Raw genomic sequence first — 19,344 nt, 5'->3', positions numbered from 1 at the left:
ACGTAAATCACCTGGCCGTGCGAAATTCACTGCGTCAACCCAGCTACCCCCATTGCCGGAGGCCAATCTCACCGTCCCGGTGGATATGCCCCCGGAGGTCAGGTGACCGGACGGGGCTCGTGCGCGTTCCGGTCAGGCCCTTACCCCCGCGCCCGCCCCACGAACGGGTCGGTTGTCGACCTGGCCGGGCGGCAGCGCGCTGACAGGCAGCGATCCCACCTTCGGTAGCGCTGCGCGGATCAGGTCAACCGTTCGGGGGGTAACCCGTTCTTATGCCGGTTACCTGCTCGATACACGGAAGCGACGCAGAACGGCGGTCTGCACGCCCGTGAACGCGCGTGAACGGGCGGGGAAGGGGCGCTGAATCGGTGCACTCGGGCGGGCGCGCGGCGCCGGGCCGAAGCGGGAACGACCCCTGTCCGACTCGGGACTGAATGGGGAGGCGCGTTTTTCGCGGGGGAGCCCCGCAACCGGTTTGCGGGCGAATCACCGATATACCTGGCCGCCATTCGCGGGACCCCCGGAGCGCGAAGCGGGGCGCCCCGTGGTGGGGCGCCCCGCTTCGGGGGGTCGGTGGCGGGGGCGGGGTCAGATCCGGGGGAGGACGTCGGTGGTCGCCGGGTCGCGCGGCGGGACGGGACGGCGGGGGGCGCGAGGGGAGTCGGGCGGGGTGGGGAGCGCGGCGGGGGCAGCGGCGGGGGTGGAGTTCGCGGCGGGGGTGGGCGACGGGACCTGAAGCGGGGCCTGCGATGGGGCGGGGGGCGCGGCGGGGGTCGCGGCAGGGGTCGCGGCAGGGCCGTGGTCGCCGTTGTGGAAGAGGCCGTGGATGACGGCCGTGTCGGCGGCGTCCGGATCGGTCGGGCGGCCACCGGGGAAACCTGCGGGGGCGGGAGTCGCGACCGGGTTGCCGGGGGCGGCGAACAGGGCGGTCGCGGGGGTGCTCGCGGCGGGCAGGTCGGCGGCGAGCGCGGCGGCGGCAGCCGGGTTGATCGCGGGCGGCGTGACGGCGGGCGGGGTGCTCGCGGGCGGGGTGGCGCCGGGCGGGGTGTTCGGGCCCTGGGTGTTCGGGCCCTGGGTGTTCGGGATCGGGGTGACGGGTTCGGCGGCGGGCACGGTCGCCTGGTCGGCGGCGCGCCTGCGTCCGCCGGGCGCGCCCGCCAAGCCCTGGAGCGAGCCCGACCTCGGCAGGGCGCGGGTCAGGTTCAGGGGGGCCGGGACCTGCGGGGGCGCGCCGGTCGTGCCCGACAGCGGGACCATCCTGGTGGACTCCACGCGCGGCGGGGGCGCGTCGTCCGAGCTCACCCTCGCCAGCACCTCGGTCTCGGCCTGTCCGCGGTCCGGTCGCGCGCCGGGCAGCCGGACCATGCGGGTCGACTCCGCGCCTGCACCAGCGCCCACGGGCTGAACGCGGGTCGCGTCGGCGCCCGGCAGGTGCGCCGCTCCCCCGCCGGGCGCCTGGACCGCTCGCGTGGCAGCCGCACCACCCGGCGTCGAGACCGCCTTGGTCGGCTCGCCCCCCGGACCGGACAGCGCCCTGGTCTGGTCGGCTCCCGGCGCGGACAGCGCCCTCGTCGGATCGGCACCCGGCACAGGCAGCGCCCTGGTCTGGTCGGCTCCCGGCGCGAACAGCGCCCTGGTCTGGTCGGCGCCCTGCATCGCCGGCGCCCGAGTCGGCTCCGCGCCGGGCGTCTGGGTGCGGAGCGCGGCGGCTGCGGCAGTCGGGAGGGCGGGGGTCGGGAGGGCGCGGGTCGGGGTCGCGCCGACCACGGACACCTGCACCATCCGGGTCGCCTCGTCGCCCGCGCCGGTGACCGCCACCTGCACGGCCGTGGTCGGGTCGGTGTCGGGGAGGCGTTCCACCCTGGTCGCCGCGGGGACCGGGGCCACGCGGGTCGGGGTGGGTTGCGCGGGCTCGTCGCCCGAGGTGCGGCGCAGTTCGGCCCTGGCGGCCTCCGCCAAGACCTTCGAGGCGGCGATGCTCCGGCTCGCCGCCTTCGCCTCGGGGCCGCCCATGGCCGCGCCGACCGCCGCGCTCACGGCCGCGTTCACCGCCGCGCTCACCAGCGCCGCCTCGGCCTTCGCGGCCACGGCGTCGCGCTCGCCGTCCCGGAGCGACGCTCGGCCACCGGCGCGGGCCGCCGCGACACCGTCGCCGTGACCGGCGGCCCTGCCGTCGTCATAGGTCTCACGGGCGTCGGGGCGCGGGTCCGCGCCGCGCTCGGCGGCGGGCGCGACCGCCGGGTTGCCGGCCGCCGCGAACCACGTGGGCACCGGCAGCAGCGGGGCCAGCTTCTGCATGATCGCGGCGACCAGCGCGCCCAGCAGCAGGCCCGCCAGCACGTCGTGCGGGTAGTGCACGCCGACGAACACCCGCGACGCCCCGGCCAGCAGCGCGACGGGGACGACCCACCGCTGCCTCCGGTCGCACATCACGATCGCCACGGCCGCCGCCCCGGCGATGGCCGAGTGGTTGCTGGGGAACGACCAGTCGCCGACCGGCGGGCACTCCGAGATCACGTCCATGGTCCGGCACGGCCGGTCCTGCTCCACGAGGGACTTCGCGGTCCTGCTCACCAGGTAGGCGACCACCATCGCGACCGGCGCGACGATCGCCCGCGCCTGCTCGTCCCGGCTCCCCTCCCGCCGCGCCCGCCACAGCAGCAGCGCGAACAGCAGCACGAACACCCCGACCACCGCGTCTGTGGCGATGTCGGCCGCGGTGCCGACGTACTCCGGGAGGCCCGCCGCCCACCCCGCTACGAGGCGGTGCAGGTCGACGCTGAACTCGGGAACCGACATGCGGTCAACTTTACGAAGTTGATCAAATTTGGAAAGCTTGTGGACACCCCCCGTTGGCTCTTCGTTAAGACTGATCTGATAAGGGGCTGCGGCAGCGAACCGCCCCCTTGTGTTCACCCGCCGGTCACCACCGCTGACCAGCGCGGGGATCGTTGAACAATCCGACGAAATCGGCGCACCAAAAGTTGATCTTCATGGGATCCCGGACGGAACGTGGGACCACTGTGGGAAAGGCGACTCCACCGAGCGACGAAACGCGCTTCACCGCAACACGCGGTAATCGCGAGTGGGATCACTCACAGGCCCCGCTCACCGCCGCTGGTCACCCCGCATTCCCGAACAGCGTGTGACGACCGCCGCAACCCGCAGTGATGCGGTCCCAACTGCGGTTTCGCCGTGAAAAAGATCGCGGCGGCACGCGTAAGGGGGACGGGAGGGGGGTAAGGACGAGTACGCTCCCTTGGTCCGATCGGGGGACGAACCGGTTAATTGGGGGTTACCAAGTGTCACTCACGCCGATCTTCGACGACCTGGTCCGCGAGTTCGAGGACATCGTCGAGGCTTCCGCCCTGGTCTCATCCCTGTACGAAACCGGGTCAGCGGCGCGGATAGCCGGCTCCGACGGTGCGAGCGCGGCGACGGCCGTCGCCGAGCGCCCCACCGCGGAGAGCACGGCCAAGCGGACCGCCGACCCGAGGAAGGTGGCCGAGCGGGCCTGACCGCTCGGCGAGACGCGCACGGGGGGCGGGCGCCGGTCCGCGAGGCCCGTTGAACAGGAACGGCGCCGGGGAGCTCTCCCCGGCGCCGTTCCCGCGTTCACGCCCCAGCACCGGTCACCGGTCACGGCCGGCAGGCCACGACCGGCAGGCCGACCGGCAGGCGACCGACTACTTCGGCTGCTGCAGCAGGTCCGCCGGGACCGCCTCGTCCTTCTCCAGCGCCCCGAACAGCCGCAGCGCGTTCTCCCGGTCCCACTGCACGACCGACCCGACGCCCGGCATCGTCGGCGTCGAGCCGACCGGCACCGTCACGTTGTCCACGCCGCCGCTCATGCCCAGCGCCATCGCCGCGAGGTGGTGCAGGTGGTCGCCGTCGCCGACCGACACCGAGTCGGTCGCCGCGAACACCAGCGGGATCGAGCGGAACGGGTTGAGCAGCGTGCCCGCGCTGGTGGCCTTGTCCGCCAGCGCCGACAGGAACGCGCGCTGGTTCTGCACGCGCTGCAGGTCGGCGGTGGCGAACGCGCGGGTGCGCACGAAGCCCAGCGCCTGCGAGCCCTCCAGCTCCTGGCACCCGGCGGGCAGGTCCAGGCCGGCCAGCGGGTCCTTCAGCGGCTCGTCCAGGCACATCTCCACGCCGCCGACCGCGTCGACCACGTTGGCGAACCCGCCGAACCCGACCTCCATGTAGTGGTCGATCCGGATGCCGGTCGCCCCCTCCACGGTGCGCGCCAGCAGCGGCCCGCCGCCGAACGCGAACGCCGCGTTGACCTTGTTCTTGCCGTTGTCCGGGATGTCCACGTACGAGTCGCGCGGGATGCTCACCAGGGTCGACTTCCCCGAGCCCTCGGGGATGTGCAGGAGCATGATGGTGTCCGTGCGCCTGCCCGCGGCGTCGCCGGTGGCGAGGTCGTCCTTCTGCTCGTCCGTGAGGTCGTCGCGCGCGTCGGACCCGACCAGCAGCCAGTTCGTGCCCGGCGTGTCGGCGGGCCGCCCCTCGTAGTCGGGCAGCGCGTCGCTGCGGCTGAGCGAGGTGTCGACGTACACCCACATCCCGACCACGGCGAGCAGCAGCGCCACCAGGACGAACCCGATGACCCGCCCCGGTCGCCGCCTCCGCCTCACCGGCGCCTGGCGGTAACCAGGGCTCTGCTGGTGCCCGTAATGGCCAGCACTCATGTCGATTCCCCGATCCGTCTGGGCTCTAGGTGCCTCACACCGGTAGACGCGGCGCGGGCCCGCAGGTTGCCAGGGAACCCTAGTGGTCGCCCAGCGGACGGGGCGGCAGCACCAGCGCGGCGAGCAGCCGCTCCAGCTCCGCCTCGGGGTCCTCGGTGAGCCCGGTGTGGGTGGGCGAGGCCTGGACGATGGTGCTGCGCGGCGCGGTCAACCAGCGGAACCGCTGCCCCGCCGTGGTCCCGGACACCGGTCCGGCCGCGCGGTCCCCGACGCAGGACAGGCCGAGGTGGGTGAGGCTGTCGCGCAGCAGCTCCACGTCCAGGTGCGGGTCGAGCGCGAGCACGCGCGCCTCGTCCACGTGCACCCGCGCGCCGAGGAACCCCAGCGGGGCGCTGTAGAGCAGCACCCCGACGTTGACGAACTCGCCGCGCTCCTGCCGGGGGACGGCGCGCAGCAGCGCGTACTCAAACACGTGCGGCACGGGCGGCCTCCAGCTCGTCGACCCACGTCCTGGGCGCGCGCAGCCGCGCGGCGAAGAGGTCCCGGTAGGCGGAGCGGACCCGGTCGGCCCCCGGGAACTGCTCGTCGCCCTCCAGCCACTCGTCGGGCACCAGCGCGAGCACCTCGTCGAGCAGCTCGGGGGTGATCGCGGCGGACAGCTCGTCGTCCACTTCGGACAGGGCGCCCGCGAACGGCAGCATCAGGTGGTCGGCCGCGTCGAACCGGTAGCGGTCGGCGGGGAACCGGTCGGCGCGCCAGTAGTGGTGCGGGTAGAGGGCCGCGCCGTGGTCGATCAGCCACAGCTTCCGGTGCCACAGCAGGGTGTTCGGGTTGCGCCAGCTGCGGTCGACGTTGAGCACGAGGCCGTCGAGCCACAGCAGCCTGGTGGCCTCGGTGGGCTCCGGCGCGCGCACGACGGGGTTGTAGTCGAACGAGCCGGGCAGGTAGTCGAGCCCGATGTTGAGGCCGCCGCTGGCGCGCAGCAGCTCCTGCACCTCCTGGTCGGGCTCGGAGCGGGCCAGCTCCGGGTCCAGCTCGACCAGGACGATCTCCGGGACGCGGAAGCCGAGGCGGCGGGCCAGCTCGCCGACGACGATCTCGGCGACGAGCACCTTGACGCCCTGGCCCGCGCCCCGGAACTTCAGCACGTACATGCCGAGGTCGTCGGCCTCGACGAGCCCCGGCAGGGAGCCGCCCTCCCGGAAGGGCGTGACGTATCGGGTGGCCGCGACGGTGCGCAGCCCGGTTGGCGAGTTCACCGGCACATCATCGACGGCGGTCGCGAGGGCGCGCCAACGAGTAACCCGGAGAGCACCCCGCTCTCACAGGCCGCCGACCGCCAGCGGGTCGAGGTCGCCCAGGTGCGCGGTGGTGTGCGCGGCGCGCAGCAGGTAGCCGTCGCCGACCTGCTCCCACGCGGTCAGCGAGGCGTTCGGCACGACGGTGGTGCGCGCGTGCTCCAGCAGCTCCGGCTCGGGCACGCCCTCCAGGAGGTAGCGCAGCAGCAGCGCGGTCACCTCGTGCGCGACGAGCAGCACCCGCTTGCCGCCGTGCTGCCGCTCCAGGTCGCCGAGCAGGGACCGCAGCCGCAGCGCCACGTCCGCCCAGGACTCACCGCCCGGCGGCCGGTAGTAGAACTTGCCGAGCCTGCGCTTGCGGGCCAGTTCCTCCGGGTAGCGGTGGGCGAGGCCGCGCCGGGTCAGCAGGTCGAGCGCGCCGAGCTCGCGGTCGCGCAGCCGCTCGTCCACGAGCGCGACCGGGTGGTCGGGCAGGGCGAGCATGGCGGTGTGCAGCGCCCGGCGGCACGGGGAGGCGACCACGACGTCCGGCAGCTCGCCCGCGGGCAGCGAGGCGAAGTGCGCGGCGAGCGCGGCGCCCTGGCGCTCGCCCTCGGGCGACAGCGGGACGTCCACGTCGCGCTCGTCGATGTCGATGAAGTGGAGGGCGCTCGACTCGGCGACCTCCCTGGCCACGTTCCCTGTGCTCTCGGCGTGCCTGATGAGCCCGACCCACGCGAAGTCCGTCACGCCGGCAACGTACCCGCGCGGGATGCCCGTTACCCGTGTTCCACGCCGAGGGAGGGGAACACCCCCGAGTGGACCGCCCGGACGAACTCGGCGTGGTCCGCACGGGTGCGGTCCGCGCAGTCGACGGCGTAGCCTGCGAAGGCCTCGTCGAACTCCTCCCCCGCGCCGGTGAAGTAGCCGTCGAGCAGCCTGGGGTCCAGGGAGCGGCTGTGCGCGCGGGCGAGCAGGGCGCCCGCGAACCGGCCGTAGTCCTCCAGCTCGGCGCGCCGCAGCAGGGTCGGGTCGATCTCGCCCTTGCGGTTGCGGAACTGCCGGACGATGAAGGGCCGCCCCTGCACGGTGGTCCAGCCGAGCAGGATGTCGGTCTCGGCCTGCACGAGCCGGGCGCCGTGCACGATCCGCTTGCCCTCGTGCTTGGCGGGCGGCAGGCCGAGGAACGGCGCGAGCGCGGAGGGCCTGGCCTCCTTGACCTGGAGCACGAGCGCCTCGTCGCCGTTGCCGTGCATCAGGACCAGGTAGCTGCGCAGCCCGACGCTGCCGGTGCCGACGACGCGGAACGCCACGTCGGACACGCCGTAGCGCATGATCAGGTTGTAGCGGGACTCGCGCAGGGTGTCCACGTAGGACGGCAGGGCGTCCACGACGGCGCGGGCGGTGTCCTCGGTGACCCGGTCGAGCACGGGCGGGTCGGTGACGAAGCGCCAGTGCCCGTCCTCGCGGGTGGTCCACTTGGCGGCGACCTTGGCGCTGGTGTTGCGGCGGGCCTTGGCTGCGGCCTTGGCGAACTCCTCGCCGAGGTCGTCGGCCTTGGCCCTGGACAGCACGGACTCGTCGCCGAGCGCGCTCCAGGACTCCAGGAACGGCAGGGCGGCGAGGTGCCGGACCGCGCCCCGGTAGGCGCGCACCGCGTCCTCGGCGGCGCCGCGGCAGCCCTTCTCGGACACGCCGCCCTCGCGCCCGGCGAGCACGAGCGAGGCGGCCAGGCGCTTGAGGTCCCACTCCCACGGGCCGGGGAGCGTCTCGTCGAAGTCGTTGACGTCCATGACGATCTTGCCCTCGGGCGTGCCGTACAGCCCGAAGTTGGCCGCGTGCGCGTCGCCGCACAGCTGCGCGACGGGCCCGCTGCGGGGTCCGGCGGCCAGGTCGCCCGCCATCAGGCCCGCGCTGCCCCGGAAGAACGCGAACGGGGAGACGAGCATCCGCTGGAGGCGCAGCGGCACGAGGTTCGGCAGGCGTCCCTCGTTCGTGGCGGTCACGTACTCCACGACGGAGGGGCGGTCCGGGGCCGTGACGAACTCCCGGTGCGCCTCGGGACCGGTGGTGGCGCGCAGCTCCCGGCCACGCGCCCGCACCTCGTCCGGCTCGGTCCACCGCCCCAGCGCCTTGGCCGCCAACGCCCGCTTGCGCTCACCCATGCGGACGATGATGCGCGCACGGGGGCGGTGATCGCCTCGGATTGCTCGATTTCCCGGAAATCACTGGGGGACAAAGCGGTCCACCCGGACGAACCGTCCTAACGGGACAGCACCTCGGCCAGCGCGTCCACGCCGTGGTCCAGCTCCTCGCGGGTGACCACGAGCGGCGGCGCGACGCGCAGCGTGCTCTCGCGGGTCTCCTTGCAGAGCACGCCCATCCCGGCCAGCGCCTCGGACACCTCGCGCCCGCCGGGACCACCGGCCGACAGCTCGACGCCCGCCCACAGGCCGCGCCCGCGCACCTCGTCCACCCCGTGCCCGACCAGCTCGCCGAGCCGCGCGTGCAGGTGCCCGCCCAGCTCGCGGGAGCGCTCCTGGAACTCGCCGGTGGCCAGCAGCCGCACCACCGCGCGGCCGACGGCGCAGGCCAGCGGGTTGCCGCCGAACGTCGAGCCGTGCTCGCCGGGCCGCAGCACGTCCAGCACCGCGTGCGGGCCGACCACGGCGGACACCGGCACGATGCCGCCGCCGAGGGCCTTGCCGAGGGTGTAGAGGTCGGCGCGCACGCCCTCGTGGTCCAGCGCCAGCACCTCGCCGGTGCGGCCGAGCCCGGACTGGATCTCGTCGGCGACCAGCAGCGCCCCGGCCCCGTCGCACACCGCGCGCACCCCGGCCAGGTAGCCGGCGGGCGGCACGATCACGCCGGCCTCGCCCTGCACCGGCTCCAGCAGGACGGCGGCGGTGCGGTCGGTGACGGCGGCCTCCAGCGCGGCCAGGTCGCCGTACGGGACGACCCTGAAGCCGGGGGTGAACGGACCGTAGTCGGCGCGGGCGCTCTCGTCGGTGGAGAACGACACGATCGTGGTGGTGCGGCCGTGGAAGTTCGAGCCCGCCACGACGATCTCGGCCTGGCCGTCCGGCACGCCCTTGACCCGGTAGGCCCACTTCCTGGCGACCTTCACCGCGGACTCGACCGCCTCGGCGCCGGAGTTCATCAGCAGCGCGACCTCGGTGCCGGTCAGCTCCGCGAGCTCGTGGCAGAACGGGCCGAGCTGGTCGTGGTGGAACGCCCGGCTGGTGAGCGTGACCCGGCCGAGCTGCTCCACGGCGGCGGCGACGAGCGCGGGGTGCCGGTGCCCGAAGTTGAGCGCCGAGTAGCCCGCCAGGAAGTCCAGGTACCGGCGCCCCTCGACGTCGGTCACCCAGGCCCCCTCGCCGTGCGAGAGCACGACGGGCAGCGGGTGGTAGTTGTGCGTGCTCCAGCGCTCGTCGAGGTCGATGAAGTCCGAGGCGGTGCGCGGGGCGGTGTGGTGGGCGGTGGCGGTCATGCCCTCAGGCTAGAGGGCGTGTGGTGGCGTTTTCAGCCGTCAGGTGTTGCGCTTCCGGTGTATTCATTGCGCAATCGGGCGATTTCCCGGCGATCCGTTGCAGACGGTGTTGGATCAACGGCCGAACGGGTGGCGCACATAGGATTCGGCGGTGGGGCGGAGGGGTACTGCGCCGTTCGCGGGCGGCGCGACGCCGGCCCGCGCTGGAACCGAGGAACGGGGTTGCTGATGACGGAGGCCGGTACCGGGAGCGCGGCGGTGTTCCTGGGCACCTACACGACCTGGGAGGGCGGCGGCGAGGGCATCGGCCTCGCCTCCTACGACCGCGCGACGGGCGTGCTCACCCACACCGGGGTGGTCGCCGACGTGCCGAACCCGTCCTTCCTGGTCCGCGAGGGCGACCGGCTGTACGCGGTCAACGAGCAGCAGGACGGGGCCGTGACGGCGCTGGCGATCGGCGCGGACGGCGTGCCGGTCGTGCTGAACCGGCAGTCGACCGGCGGCGCGGACCCGTGCCACCTGGTGCTGCACGAGGGGCACCTGCTGGCCGCGAACTACACCTCCGGCAGCGTCTCGGCGCACCCGGTGCTGCCGGACGGCTCGCTCGGCGAGCGGACCGACCTGGTGCGGCACGAGGGCTCCGGCCCGAACCGGGACCGGCAGGAGGGTCCGCACGCGCACCAGGTGGTCGTGGACCCGACCGGCCGGTTCGTGCTCGCGGTGGACCTGGGCGCGGACTCGGTGTTCACCTACCGCCTGGTCGGCGGGAGGCTGGAGCACGTCGCCACCGCGCGCACGCACGCCGGGGCTGGCCCCCGGCACCTGGCGTTCCACCCCGGCGGGCGGTTCGCGTACCTCGCGAACGAGCTGGACTCGACGGTGACCGTCGCGGCCTACGCGGACGGCGTGCTGACGCCGGGCGCGGTGCTGAGCACGCTGCGCGAGGAGCTGCCCGAGGGCGGCGAGAACTACCCGGCGGAGATCCTGGTGTCCCCGGACGGGCGACACGCGTACGTGTCGAACCGGGGGCACGACAGCATCGCGGTGTTCCGGGTGCTCGACGACGGCGCGGGCCTGGAGCTGAGCGCGCTGGTGCCCGCGTGGGGCGCGTACCCGAGGCACCTGGCGTTCGACCCCACCGGGGCGCTGCTGTTCGCGGCGAACCAGAACTCGAACACGGTGGCGACGTTCGAGCTTGACGAGGCCGGACTCCCCGTGCCCACCGGCACCTGGCCGACGCCCGTTCCGGTGTGCGTCACCTTCTGATGGGTTAACGGGCTGCGGCGGCGGGCGCGCGCGGTGGTAGGTCCGGTGCATGAAACTCCTGGCAGCAGCGCTGGTCGCGGCGCTCGTGCCCTTCGCGCCAATCTCCACCGCGTTCGCTGCGCCCGCGCAAGCGCAGGTCTCCGAGCCCTCGGCGGTCGCAGGCTCCCGCATCCGCCCCGAGCACCTGGCGCTCGGCGACTCGTTCGCGTCCGGCCTGGGCGCGGGCTCGGAGTCCGGGGCCTGCAAGCGCAGCCAGGCCGCGCACCCGGTGCTGTGGGCGGCGCGGCTGAACTCGTCGCTGTCGTTCCAGGCCTGCACGGGCGCGTCGACCGCCGACATCGCCGCTCAGGTCGCGGCGGGCGTGAACTCCGAGACGTCCTCGGTGACCCTGACCGTGGGCGGCAACGACGCCGGGTTCACCGAGGTGATGACCACCTGCACCACCGGCGCCGACTCGTCCTGCGCCCGCCGGGTCGCGGCGGCCGAGCAGTTCATCCGCGCCGAGCTGCCCGCCCGGCTGGACGCGGCCTACGCGGCGGTCAGGGCCCGCACCCCCGCGCCCGTCGCGGTGGTCGGCTACCCGAGGCTGTTCGAGGAGGGCTTCTGCCTGCTCGGCCCGTCCACGGCCAGGCGGGCGGCGGTGAACCGGGCGACCGACCTGATCGTCGCGACCACCGCCGCCCGCGCCAAGGCCGCCGGGTTCTCGTTCGTGGACGTGCGCCCGGCCTTCCGGGGCCACGGCGTCTGCGGCGGCTCCCCGTGGGTCAACGGCATCTCCCTGCCGATCACCCGCTCCTACCACCCGAACCGCGCCGGTCAGCAGGCCTACGCGGCGGCGCTGCGCACCGCCCTGATGCCGGCGGGCTGATCCCGGCGGGCTGACCACGGCGGGCTGCCCTGGGCGGGCTGCCCCGCGCGCGCCGGGTCGGGGACCACCCGACCCGGCGCCACCGCGCCTCAGCGCGCCCGCTTCACCCGCTGCTCGTCCCACACCGGCTCGCCCACCTCCACCACCTCGCCGTCCGACCGGAACAGCAGGAACCGGTCGAACGAGCGGGCGAACCAGCGGTCGTGGGTGACCGCGACGACCGTGCCGGTGAACTCCTCCAGCGCCTGCTGGAGCGCCTCGGCCGAGTTCAGGTCCAGGTTGTCGGTCGGCTCGTCGAGCAGCAGCAGCGTCGACCCGGACAGCTCCAGCAGCAGCACCTGGAACCGCGCCTGCTGCCCGCCGGACAGGTTGTCGAACAGCTGGTCGCCGCGCTCGGACAGCCCGTACCGGCTGAGCACCGACATCGCCGCGCCCCGGTCGAGGCCCTTGCGGTCGCCCTCGCCGTGCCACAGCACGTCCACGAGCGTGCGCCCGAGCCACTCGGGGTGCTGGTGGGTCTGCGCGAACAGCCCCGGCACGACCCGCGAGCCGAGCCGCAGCGAGCCGGTGTGGGCGACGTCGCCGCCCGCCAGCAGCCGCAGGAAGTGGCTCTTGCCGGACCCGTTGGAGCCGAGCACCGCGACCCGGTCGCCGAAGAACACCTCGGTGTCGAACGCCTTCATCAGGCCGGTCAGCTCCAGCGACTCGCAGGTCACCGCGCGCACGGCGGTGCGACCGCCGCGCAGCCTGGGCGCGACCCGCTCCTGCACCGGCATCTCCGGCGGCGTCCCGGCCTCCTCGAACCTGCGCAGCCTGGTCTGCATGGCCCGGTACTTGGCGGCCATCACCTCGCTGATCGTGGCCTGCACCTGGAGGGTGCGCACCAGCTCCTTGAGCCGGTCGTGCTCGTCCTCCCAGCGCTTCCACTCCTCGGCGAGCCGCTCGATCCGGGCGGCGCGCGCCTCGTGCCAGGTGGTGAACGAGCCGGTGTGCACCCACGCGCCGTGCGCCTCGACGGTGACCACGTGCGTGGAGGCCTCGGCGAGCAGCTCCCGGTCGTGGCTGACCAGCAGCACCGACTTGCCGGTCTCCACGAGCCGCTGCTCCAGCCAGCGCTTGCCGGGCACGTCCAGGTAGTTGTCCGGCTCGTCGAGCAGCAGCACCTGCTCGGGCCCGCGCAGCAGCGCCTCCAGCACGAGCCGCTTCTGCTCGCCGCCGGAGAGCGTCCTGACCTCGCGGAACCGGGCCCGCTCGAACGGCACGCCGAGCGCGGCGACGGTGACCACGTCCCAGAGCACCTCGGCCTCGTAGCCGCCCGCCTCGCCGTAGGCGACGAGCGCGGAGGCGTAGCGCATCTGGGTGGGCTCGTCGTCGGTCTCCATGAGGGCGAGCTCGACGACGTCCAACTCGGCTGCGGCGGCGCGCAGCGGGGCGGGCGAGGCGGAGAGCAGCAGGTCGCGCACGCTGCTCTCGTCGCGCACGGACCCGACGAACTGGGGCATCACCCCCAGCCCGCCCTGCACCCGCACCGAGCCCGCGGCCGGGGCGAGGTCCCCAGAGATGATCTTGAGGAGCGTCGACTTGCCGACGCCGTTGGCGCCGACCACCGCCACCACGGAATTCGCGGCGACCTTGAACGAGACGTCGCGGAACAGCTCCCGCCCGTCCGGGAGCCGGTAGGCGAGACCGTTCGCATCGAGGAAACCCACGGGCCACATGCTCGCTCACCGCGCGAGCGCCGCGCGACGCATTTCCGGTCGGGGCGGGGTTGGTGACCCGATCGTCACCGGGAGCGGTCGCCGGAGCGGGTGAGCCGAGGGTCTTCAGACCTGGCCGTCGCGGCGGTCGACAACCGCGACGGTCCCACGCGCGATCCGGGAGCCGAACCCCTCCCCGGTCTCAGCCCGGAGCAGGCGCTACTTCCAGGTCGTGTGGCTGAACAGCAGCACGACGAGACCGAACGAGATCGAGCCGACCCCGTCCCAGAAGGCGCCCAGCGTCATCAGGACGATCCCGAGGGCCAGGAACGCGGCGGTGAGCGCGTAGCCCACCGTGGGCCTGGCCGGCTTGCCGTCGACGAGCGCGGAGGCGAGCGCCGGTTCCTCCCCCGCGAGTCTGGACTCGATCTCCTGCAGCGTCTTGCGTTCCCGCTCGCTCAGCATCGGCGCTCCTCCCGCGGACTCCCAGGCCCCGCACGAGTACCCGGCGGGAGGCGCGCCGACACTCGTCCATCAGCGGGACAGCGCGACCAGCCTGGACACCGCCCGCAGGTACTTCTTGCGGTAACCGCCGGTGAGCATCTCCTCGGTGAACAGCTCCGACAGGGGCTGCCCGGACACGGCGACGGGGATGTCCCGGTCGTAGAGCCGGTCACCGAGAGCGACCAGGCGCAACGCGACCGACTGGTCGGGGGCGGCGTGCACGCCCTTGAGGTGCACGGCGGTGACGCCGTCGAGCAGCCGCCCGTAGCGGGACGGGTGGACCTTGGCGAGCTTCGCGCACAGCGCCCCGAAGTCGTCCAGCGTCGAGCCGGGCGTGGCCTCGGCCCTGGCGACCAGCTCGTCGTCGCCCATCGGGTCGGGCGCGTCGGGCAGCCCCCGGTGTCGGTAGTCGGGCCCGTCCACCCGGACCACCTCGAACCGCGCGGCCAGCTTCTGGATCTCGCGCAGGAAGTCGGCGGCTGCGAACCGGCCCTCGCCGAGCTTGTCCGGCAGCGTGTTGGAGGTGGCCGCGACCGCGACCCCGGCCTCGGTCAGCTCCTTGATGAGCCTGCCGACCAGCATGGTGTCGCCGGGGTCGTCCAGCTCGAACTCGTCGATCGCGAGCAACCGGTGCCCGCCGAGCCTGCGCACCGTCTCCACGAACCCGAGCGCCCCGACCAGGTTGGTGACCTCGACGAACGTGCCGAACGCCTTGGGCCCCGGCACCGCGTGCCACAGCGAGGCCAGCAGGTGCGTCTTGCCCACCCCGAACCCGCCGTCCAGGTACAGCCCCGGCGCGGGACCGCTGTCCCGCTTGCCGAACAGCGACCCGAGCCACCCCTTGCGCTCGCCACCGGCGCCGATCCGCCCGGCGAACTCCGCGCAGGCCGCCACGGCCTCGGCCTGGCTGGGCTCGTCCGGGTTGGGCGCGTAGGTGTCGAAGCGGACCGCGTCGAAGTGCGGTGGCGGGACCATCGCCCCGACTAGTTCGTCCGGTGCGACCTGCGGATCGCGTTCGACCAGGCTGGGGGCGGGCATGGCGGGGAGCCTAACGCCGTGCTGGGATGGGTCGGTGCAGAAGCTGTGGCCGGGGAGCGGCGCGGAGAGCAACATCACGGACGCGGAGCTGGAGCGGCTCTACGACCACCCGTCCGGGCTCGACCGGCCGTGGGTGCAGGTGAACTTCGTGGCGAGCGCGGACGGCGCGATGACCGTGGACGGCCGCTCGGGCGGGCTGGGCGGCGCGGCGGACCAGAAGGTGTTCGCGCTGGGCCGGGACCTGGCCGACGTGGTCCTGGTGGGCGCGGGCACCGCGGCGGCCGAGGGCTACCGGGGCGTGGTCGCGGGGGCGGCGCGGGCCGAGCGGAGGGCCCGGCTGGGCCTGGCCCCGATCCCGCCGATCGCGGTGGTGAGCGGCCGGTGCTCGCTGGAGCCGGACTCGCCGCTGATCACGGACACCCTCGTGCCGCCGATCGTGCTGACCACCTCGGAGGCCCCCGCCCGGCGGCGGGCGGAGCTGACCGAGGCCGGGGCGGACGTGGTGGTGGCGGGCGAGTCGTCGGTGCACCCGGCGCTGGCCCTGCGGGCGCTGGACGAGCGCGGCCTGCGCCGGGTGGACTGCGAGGGCGGGCCCGCCCTGTTCGCGTCGCTGATCGCGGCCGACCTGGTCGACGTGCTGTGCCTGACCGTGGCGCCGCTGCTGGTGGCGGGCGGGTCGGGCCGGATCGGCGCGGGCGTGCCGTCGGCGGTGCCGCGCGGGCTGGAGCTGACCTCGGCGCTGCACGACGAGGGGTACCTGATGCTCCGGTACGCGCGGGCCCGGTAGGACCCCGATCACCTGCCCGCGCACACCAGGACCTCCCAGTCAGGAGACCGAGTGCCGCTCCCGCTGACCCCGCCCGTGCAGCCGATGCTGGCCACGAGCGCGGACGCCATCCCCACCACCTCGGACCTGCTCTTCGAGCCCAAGTGGGACGGCTACCGCTGCCTGGTGTTCCGCGACGGCTCCGAGGTGGTCCTCCAGTCCCGCGGCGGCAAGCCGCTGAACCGGTACTTCCCCGAGGTGGAGGCCGCCCTGCGCGGCTCCGCGCTCCCGGACCGCGTGGTCCTGGACGGTGAGCTGGTCGTCTCCCTGGACGGGCGGCTCGACTTCGACGCCCTCACCGAGCGGATCCACCCGGCGGCGAGCCGGGTCGCGCTGCTGTCCGAGCGGACCCCGGCCGGTTTCGTGGCGTTCGACCTGCTCGCCCTGGGTGACGAGGTCCTGCTCGACCGGCCCACCTCGGACCGGCGGGCGGCCCTGGAAGACGTGATCACACCGTCCGGCGCGCTGCACCTGACCCCGTGCACCGGGGACGTCGAGCTGGCCCGCCGCTGGTTCGGGCTGTTCGAGGGCGCCGGGCTGGACGGGGTGGTCGGCAAGGCCGCGGGCGGCGCCTACCTGCCGGGCAAGCGGGCCATGGTGAAGGTCAAGCACGCCAGGACCGCCGAGTGCGTGGTCGCCGGGCTGCGCTGGCACAAGGACACCGAACCCGGCACGGCGGCCGGTTCCCTGCTGCTCGGCCTGCACGACGACGCCGGGGTGCTGCACCACGTGGGCGTGGTCGGCTCGTTCAAGGCGGCCGAGCGCCGGTCGCTCGCCGAGGAGCTGACCCCGCTGATCACCGACGGCGAGCACCCGTGGGTCGGCCACTCGGACGAGCGTCGCACGCCAGGGGGAACGAACCGCTGGCGCAAGGAGTCCGACTGGACCCCGCTGACCCCCGAGCGCGTGCTGGAGGTGTCCTACAGCCAGACCGAGGGCGCCGCCCCCGCCCGCCTGCGCCACAACGGCCAGTTCCGCCGCTGGCGCCCCGACCGCGACGCCGCCTCCTGCCGCTACGACCAGCTCGACCAGCCCGCCCGCTACGACCTGGCCGCCGTGCTGCGCGGCGAGGTCAGAAAGGCCCGCTAGCTCACCGCCGGGCGCTGCGGGTCGCCCCGATCGAGGCCGCCACCACGCAGGCCACCGCGCCCCACTGCACCCAGTTCAACCGCTCCCCCAGCAGCACCAGCCCGGCCAGCGCCGCCGCGGCCGGTCCCAGGCTCATCAGCACCCCGAAGGTCCGCGACGGGATCCGCCGCAGCGCCTCCAGCTCCAGCGAGTACGGCACCACCGAGGACAGCAGCGCCACCCCCAGCCCGATCAGCAGCACCGTCGGGTCCACCAGCTCGGCCCCGGCCTCCCCGATCCCGAACGGCAGGACCACCAGCGACCCGACGACCATCGCCAGCGCCAGCCCGCCGCCCCCGCTGGTGCGTCCGCCCACGGCGGCCGACAGCAGGATGTAGGCGGCCCAGCACGCCGCCGCCCCCAGCGCGAACGCCACCCCGGCGAACGACAGCCCGCCGTCCGCCCTGGCCAGCAGCAGCACCCCGACCCCGGCGAGCACCGCCCACAGCCCGTCCACCCACCGCCGGGACCCGAGCACCGCCACCGACAGCGGCCCGAGGAACTCGATGGTGACCGCCGCGCCCAGCGGGATGCGCTCGATCGCCTGGTAGATGAGCAGGTTCATCGCCCCGAGGACCACGCCGAACCCGCCGACCACCACCCACGTCCGCGCCGGCATCCGCAGCGACGGCCGCCACACCACCACCAGCACCAGCGCGGCCAGCACGAGCCGCAGCGTGACCGCCCCGGACGCCCCGACCTGGGCGAACAGGTGCTTGGCGACCGCAGCGCCCACCTGCACGCTGATCACCCCCAGCAGGAGCAGCGCGGTGGGCGGGACGGCGGACACCCCCTTCGCCACCGCGGCGGAGGCGGCGGCCAGGGGCGAGCGGGGTGCGGGGGTGCTGTCGACGTGCGCGGTGACCACGCCCCCATCGTCCCCCGTGGCACTCACCGAAGTCTCACCTGGACTGTGTGACTCTTTGCGATGTCCGTCGTCTGAGAGGTGGGAACGACTGTGCCGCGTCGGCGTCACGCCGCCCTGTTCCTGGTGGCACTGAGCGCGCTGGCGGCGTGCAGCGCGGGCCCGTCGACGCGGCCGGTGATCGCCGTGCGTGGCGGCGGGGACGGGCAGGCGCCGCCCACCGCGGCGTCCGGGACGCGGGAGCTGCCCGGCCTGGAGGACTTCGGCGGCCGGATCGACTGGTCCGACTGCACCACCGTGACCAGGACCCGGATGGCCGCCGGGGAGCCCACCGGCGGGCTGACCTACGACTGCGCGCGGATGAGCGCCCGGCTGGACGCGCCCAGCCGCCCCGGTCGCGGGTCGTTGCAGGTGGAGCTGCTGAAGGTGGGGTCGGGCAAGAGCGCGCTGGTCGTGCTCGGCGACCCGGACGGCGATCCCGGCACGGTGCTGGCGGCCCGGATGGCCGCCGCGCTGCCCGCCGAGCTGCTGCGGACGTTCACGCTGATCGGGATGGACCGCCGGGGCACCGGCAGCTCGGACGGCGTGCAGTGCGTCCCTGGGCCCGCGCGGCTGGGGATCGTCGAGTCGGACCCGGCGGCGCTCTCGCAGGAGCGGCTGCTGGAGCACGTCGGGCGGGCCAGCCAGGAGTGCGTGCTGGACATGGAGAACCAGCTGACCGCGCTGGACAGCTGGCGCACGGCCGCCGACCTGGAGCAGCTGCGCGGCGAGCTCAAGCTGGGTCACCTGAACGCGATCGGGGTCGGCGACGGCTCGAAGGTGCTGACCACCTACGCGGCGCGGTACCCGTCGGCGGTGGGGCGGTTCGTGCTGGACGGGGCGCCCGACCCGACGCTGGACGTGATGGGCGTGGCCGAGGCGAAGGCGGTGGCGGCGCAGGAGGCGTTCGCGGCGTTCGCGGCGGACTGCGCGGTGCGCCGGTGCGCGCTCGGGTCGGACGCGGAGAAGCGGTTCACCGCGCTGCTGGAAGGGCTGCGGGCCACGCCGCTGCGGGACCCGGCCGGGATCGACGTGACGGCGGGCACCGCGACCAGGGCGGTGCTGGTCGGGCTGGCCGAGCGCGGGCGCTGGGCGGAGCTGGCCGACGCGCTGGTGGCCGCCGAGGGCGGGGACGGGGCGCCGCTGGCGCGGTTCGTCGCCCCTCTGGTGGGCGGCACCGAGGCGGACCCGCCCCGGCTGGACGCGGGCATCGTGACGACCTGCAACGACACCTCCTCGCGGGTGCCACCCGAGCGGGTGGCGGCGCTGGCGGAGGACTGGGGGGCGAAGCACCCGCTGTTCGGGGCGTGGCACGCGCGGCAGCTGCTGGTGTGCGGGCCGTTCCCGGTGCCGCAGCTGGACAAGGCGCCGAAGCTGGAGCAGACGCCGCCGGTGCTCGTGGTGAGCACGAACGCCGACCCGGTGACGCCGAAGGCGGGGACCGAGCGGGTGGCCCAGTCGCTGCCCGGCGGGGTGCTGGTCAGCTGGCAGGGCGGTGGGCACGGGGCGCTGGTGAACTCGGCCTGCGCGGCGGGGTTCGCGAAGGACTTCCTGGTCGACGGGAAGGTGCCGTCGGACAACACCGTGTGCCCGCCGTGACCGGCGCCTGGTGACGGTTGGTGACCACTCGGGGGTGCGGACGGGGG

Annotated in this window: 17 protein-coding genes; 6 read left to right on the top strand and 11 right to left on the bottom strand. The window is 74.4% G+C overall.

Annotated elements, in window-relative coordinates:
* Positions 1–588 precede the first annotated feature (588 nt).
* Positions 589–2,799 (bottom strand): phosphatase PAP2 family protein, encoded by a 2,211-nt coding sequence (locus AMIR_RS40895; protein WP_015800431.1) that lies wholly within the window; start codon positions 2,797–2,799, stop codon positions 589–591.
* A 503-nt stretch (positions 2,800–3,302) separates the two neighbouring features.
* Between AMIR_RS40895 and AMIR_RS07995 the strand changes: the two genes are divergently transcribed.
* Positions 3,303–3,518: a hypothetical protein gene (locus AMIR_RS07995; RefSeq protein WP_015800430.1), complete on the top strand. Its 216-nt coding sequence runs from the start codon at positions 3,303–3,305 to the stop codon at positions 3,516–3,518.
* A gap of 168 nt (positions 3,519–3,686) precedes the next feature.
* Here the strand turns inward: AMIR_RS07995 and AMIR_RS07990 are convergent, their stop codons facing one another.
* The 6 genes from AMIR_RS07990 to rocD all read right to left on the bottom strand — a co-directional run bounded on the left by AMIR_RS07990 (position 3,687) and on the right by rocD (position 9,467).
* The gene (locus AMIR_RS07990) at positions 3,687–4,697 is read right to left on the bottom strand and encodes an LCP family protein (RefSeq protein ID WP_015800429.1); all 1,011 of its coding nucleotides are present in this window, start codon (positions 4,695–4,697) and stop codon (positions 3,687–3,689) included.
* A gap of 79 nt (positions 4,698–4,776) precedes the next feature.
* The gene (locus AMIR_RS07985) at positions 4,777–5,178 is read right to left on the bottom strand and encodes a DUF3037 domain-containing protein (RefSeq protein WP_015800428.1); all 402 of its coding nucleotides are present in this window, start codon (positions 5,176–5,178) and stop codon (positions 4,777–4,779) included.
* Positions 5,162–5,956 carry a HipA family kinase gene (locus AMIR_RS07980; RefSeq protein WP_143760671.1) on the bottom strand — a complete coding sequence of 265 codons (795 nt, stop codon included), beginning with the start codon at positions 5,954–5,956 and terminating at the stop codon, positions 5,162–5,164. Before AMIR_RS07980 ends, AMIR_RS07985 begins: the two co-directional genes overlap by 17 nt.
* 63 nt (positions 5,957–6,019) lie before the next feature.
* Positions 6,020–6,724, bottom strand: coding sequence for a histidine phosphatase family protein (locus AMIR_RS07975; RefSeq protein WP_015800426.1), 705 nt, complete (start codon positions 6,722–6,724; stop codon positions 6,020–6,022).
* Between the two features lie 29 nt (positions 6,725–6,753).
* Positions 6,754–8,139, bottom strand: coding sequence for a DUF2252 domain-containing protein (locus AMIR_RS07970; RefSeq protein ID WP_015800425.1), 1,386 nt, complete (start codon positions 8,137–8,139; stop codon positions 6,754–6,756).
* Positions 8,140–8,237: 98 nt separating this feature from the next.
* The gene (gene rocD / locus AMIR_RS07965; protein WP_015800424.1) at positions 8,238–9,467 is read right to left on the bottom strand and encodes an ornithine--oxo-acid transaminase; all 1,230 of its coding nucleotides are present in this window, start codon (positions 9,465–9,467) and stop codon (positions 8,238–8,240) included.
* A 228-nt stretch (positions 9,468–9,695) separates the two neighbouring features.
* Here rocD and AMIR_RS07960 point away from each other — a divergent pair, with 228 nt between their 5' ends.
* A complete protein-coding gene (locus AMIR_RS07960; RefSeq protein WP_015800423.1) occupies positions 9,696–10,733 on the top strand; it encodes a lactonase family protein in 1,038 nt (345 codons plus the stop codon).
* A 49-nt stretch (positions 10,734–10,782) separates the two neighbouring features.
* Positions 10,783–11,601, top strand: a complete 819-nt coding sequence (locus tag AMIR_RS07955) for an SGNH/GDSL hydrolase family protein (protein WP_015800422.1) — start codon at positions 10,783–10,785, stop codon at positions 11,599–11,601.
* 89 nt (positions 11,602–11,690) lie between these two features.
* Here the strand turns inward: AMIR_RS07955 and AMIR_RS07950 are convergent, their stop codons facing one another.
* The 3 genes from AMIR_RS07950 to zapE form a co-directional block, all read right to left on the bottom strand.
* On the bottom strand, positions 11,691–13,319 hold the full coding sequence (locus tag AMIR_RS07950) for an ABC-F family ATP-binding cassette domain-containing protein (protein WP_015800421.1): 1,629 nt from the start codon (positions 13,317–13,319) through the stop codon (positions 11,691–11,693).
* Positions 13,320–13,517: 198 nt separating this feature from the next.
* The gene (locus tag AMIR_RS07945) at positions 13,518–13,763 is read right to left on the bottom strand and encodes a DUF3040 domain-containing protein (protein WP_015800420.1); all 246 of its coding nucleotides are present in this window, start codon (positions 13,761–13,763) and stop codon (positions 13,518–13,520) included.
* A 69-nt stretch (positions 13,764–13,832) separates the two neighbouring features.
* The gene (gene zapE, locus AMIR_RS07940; RefSeq protein ID WP_015800419.1) at positions 13,833–14,840 is read right to left on the bottom strand and encodes a cell division protein ZapE; all 1,008 of its coding nucleotides are present in this window, start codon (positions 14,838–14,840) and stop codon (positions 13,833–13,835) included.
* On the opposite strand from zapE, the gene AMIR_RS07935 reads away from it, so the two are divergent.
* Together AMIR_RS07935 and AMIR_RS07930 are read left to right on the top strand one after the other, a co-directional pair.
* Positions 14,839–15,627 carry a pyrimidine reductase family protein gene (locus AMIR_RS07935; protein WP_015800418.1) on the top strand — a complete coding sequence of 263 codons (789 nt, stop codon included), beginning with the start codon at positions 14,839–14,841 and terminating at the stop codon, positions 15,625–15,627. The two genes, zapE and AMIR_RS07935, sit on opposite strands and share 2 nt — an antisense overlap.
* Positions 15,628–15,678: 51 nt before the next feature.
* On the top strand, positions 15,679–16,755 hold the full coding sequence (locus AMIR_RS07930; RefSeq protein ID WP_015800417.1) for an ATP-dependent DNA ligase: 1,077 nt from the start codon (positions 15,679–15,681) through the stop codon (positions 16,753–16,755).
* 1 nt (position 16,756) lies between these two features.
* On the opposite strand, the gene AMIR_RS07925 is transcribed toward AMIR_RS07930, so the two are convergent.
* A complete protein-coding gene (locus AMIR_RS07925; protein ID WP_015800416.1) occupies positions 16,757–17,662 on the bottom strand; it encodes an EamA family transporter in 906 nt (301 codons plus the stop codon).
* 90 nt (positions 17,663–17,752) lie between these two features.
* Here AMIR_RS07925 and AMIR_RS07920 point away from each other — a divergent pair, with 90 nt between their 5' ends.
* Positions 17,753–19,297, top strand: coding sequence for an alpha/beta hydrolase (locus AMIR_RS07920; RefSeq protein ID WP_015800415.1), 1,545 nt, complete (start codon positions 17,753–17,755; stop codon positions 19,295–19,297).
* Positions 19,298–19,344 lie beyond the last annotated feature (47 nt).

It is taken from the genome of Actinosynnema mirum DSM 43827 (assembly GCF_000023245.1).
GTDB lineage: Bacteria > Actinomycetota > Actinomycetes > Mycobacteriales > Pseudonocardiaceae > Actinosynnema > Actinosynnema mirum.
The sequence above is the reverse complement of the archived record's forward strand: the minus strand, read 5'-3'. Positions and strand labels throughout refer to the sequence as shown.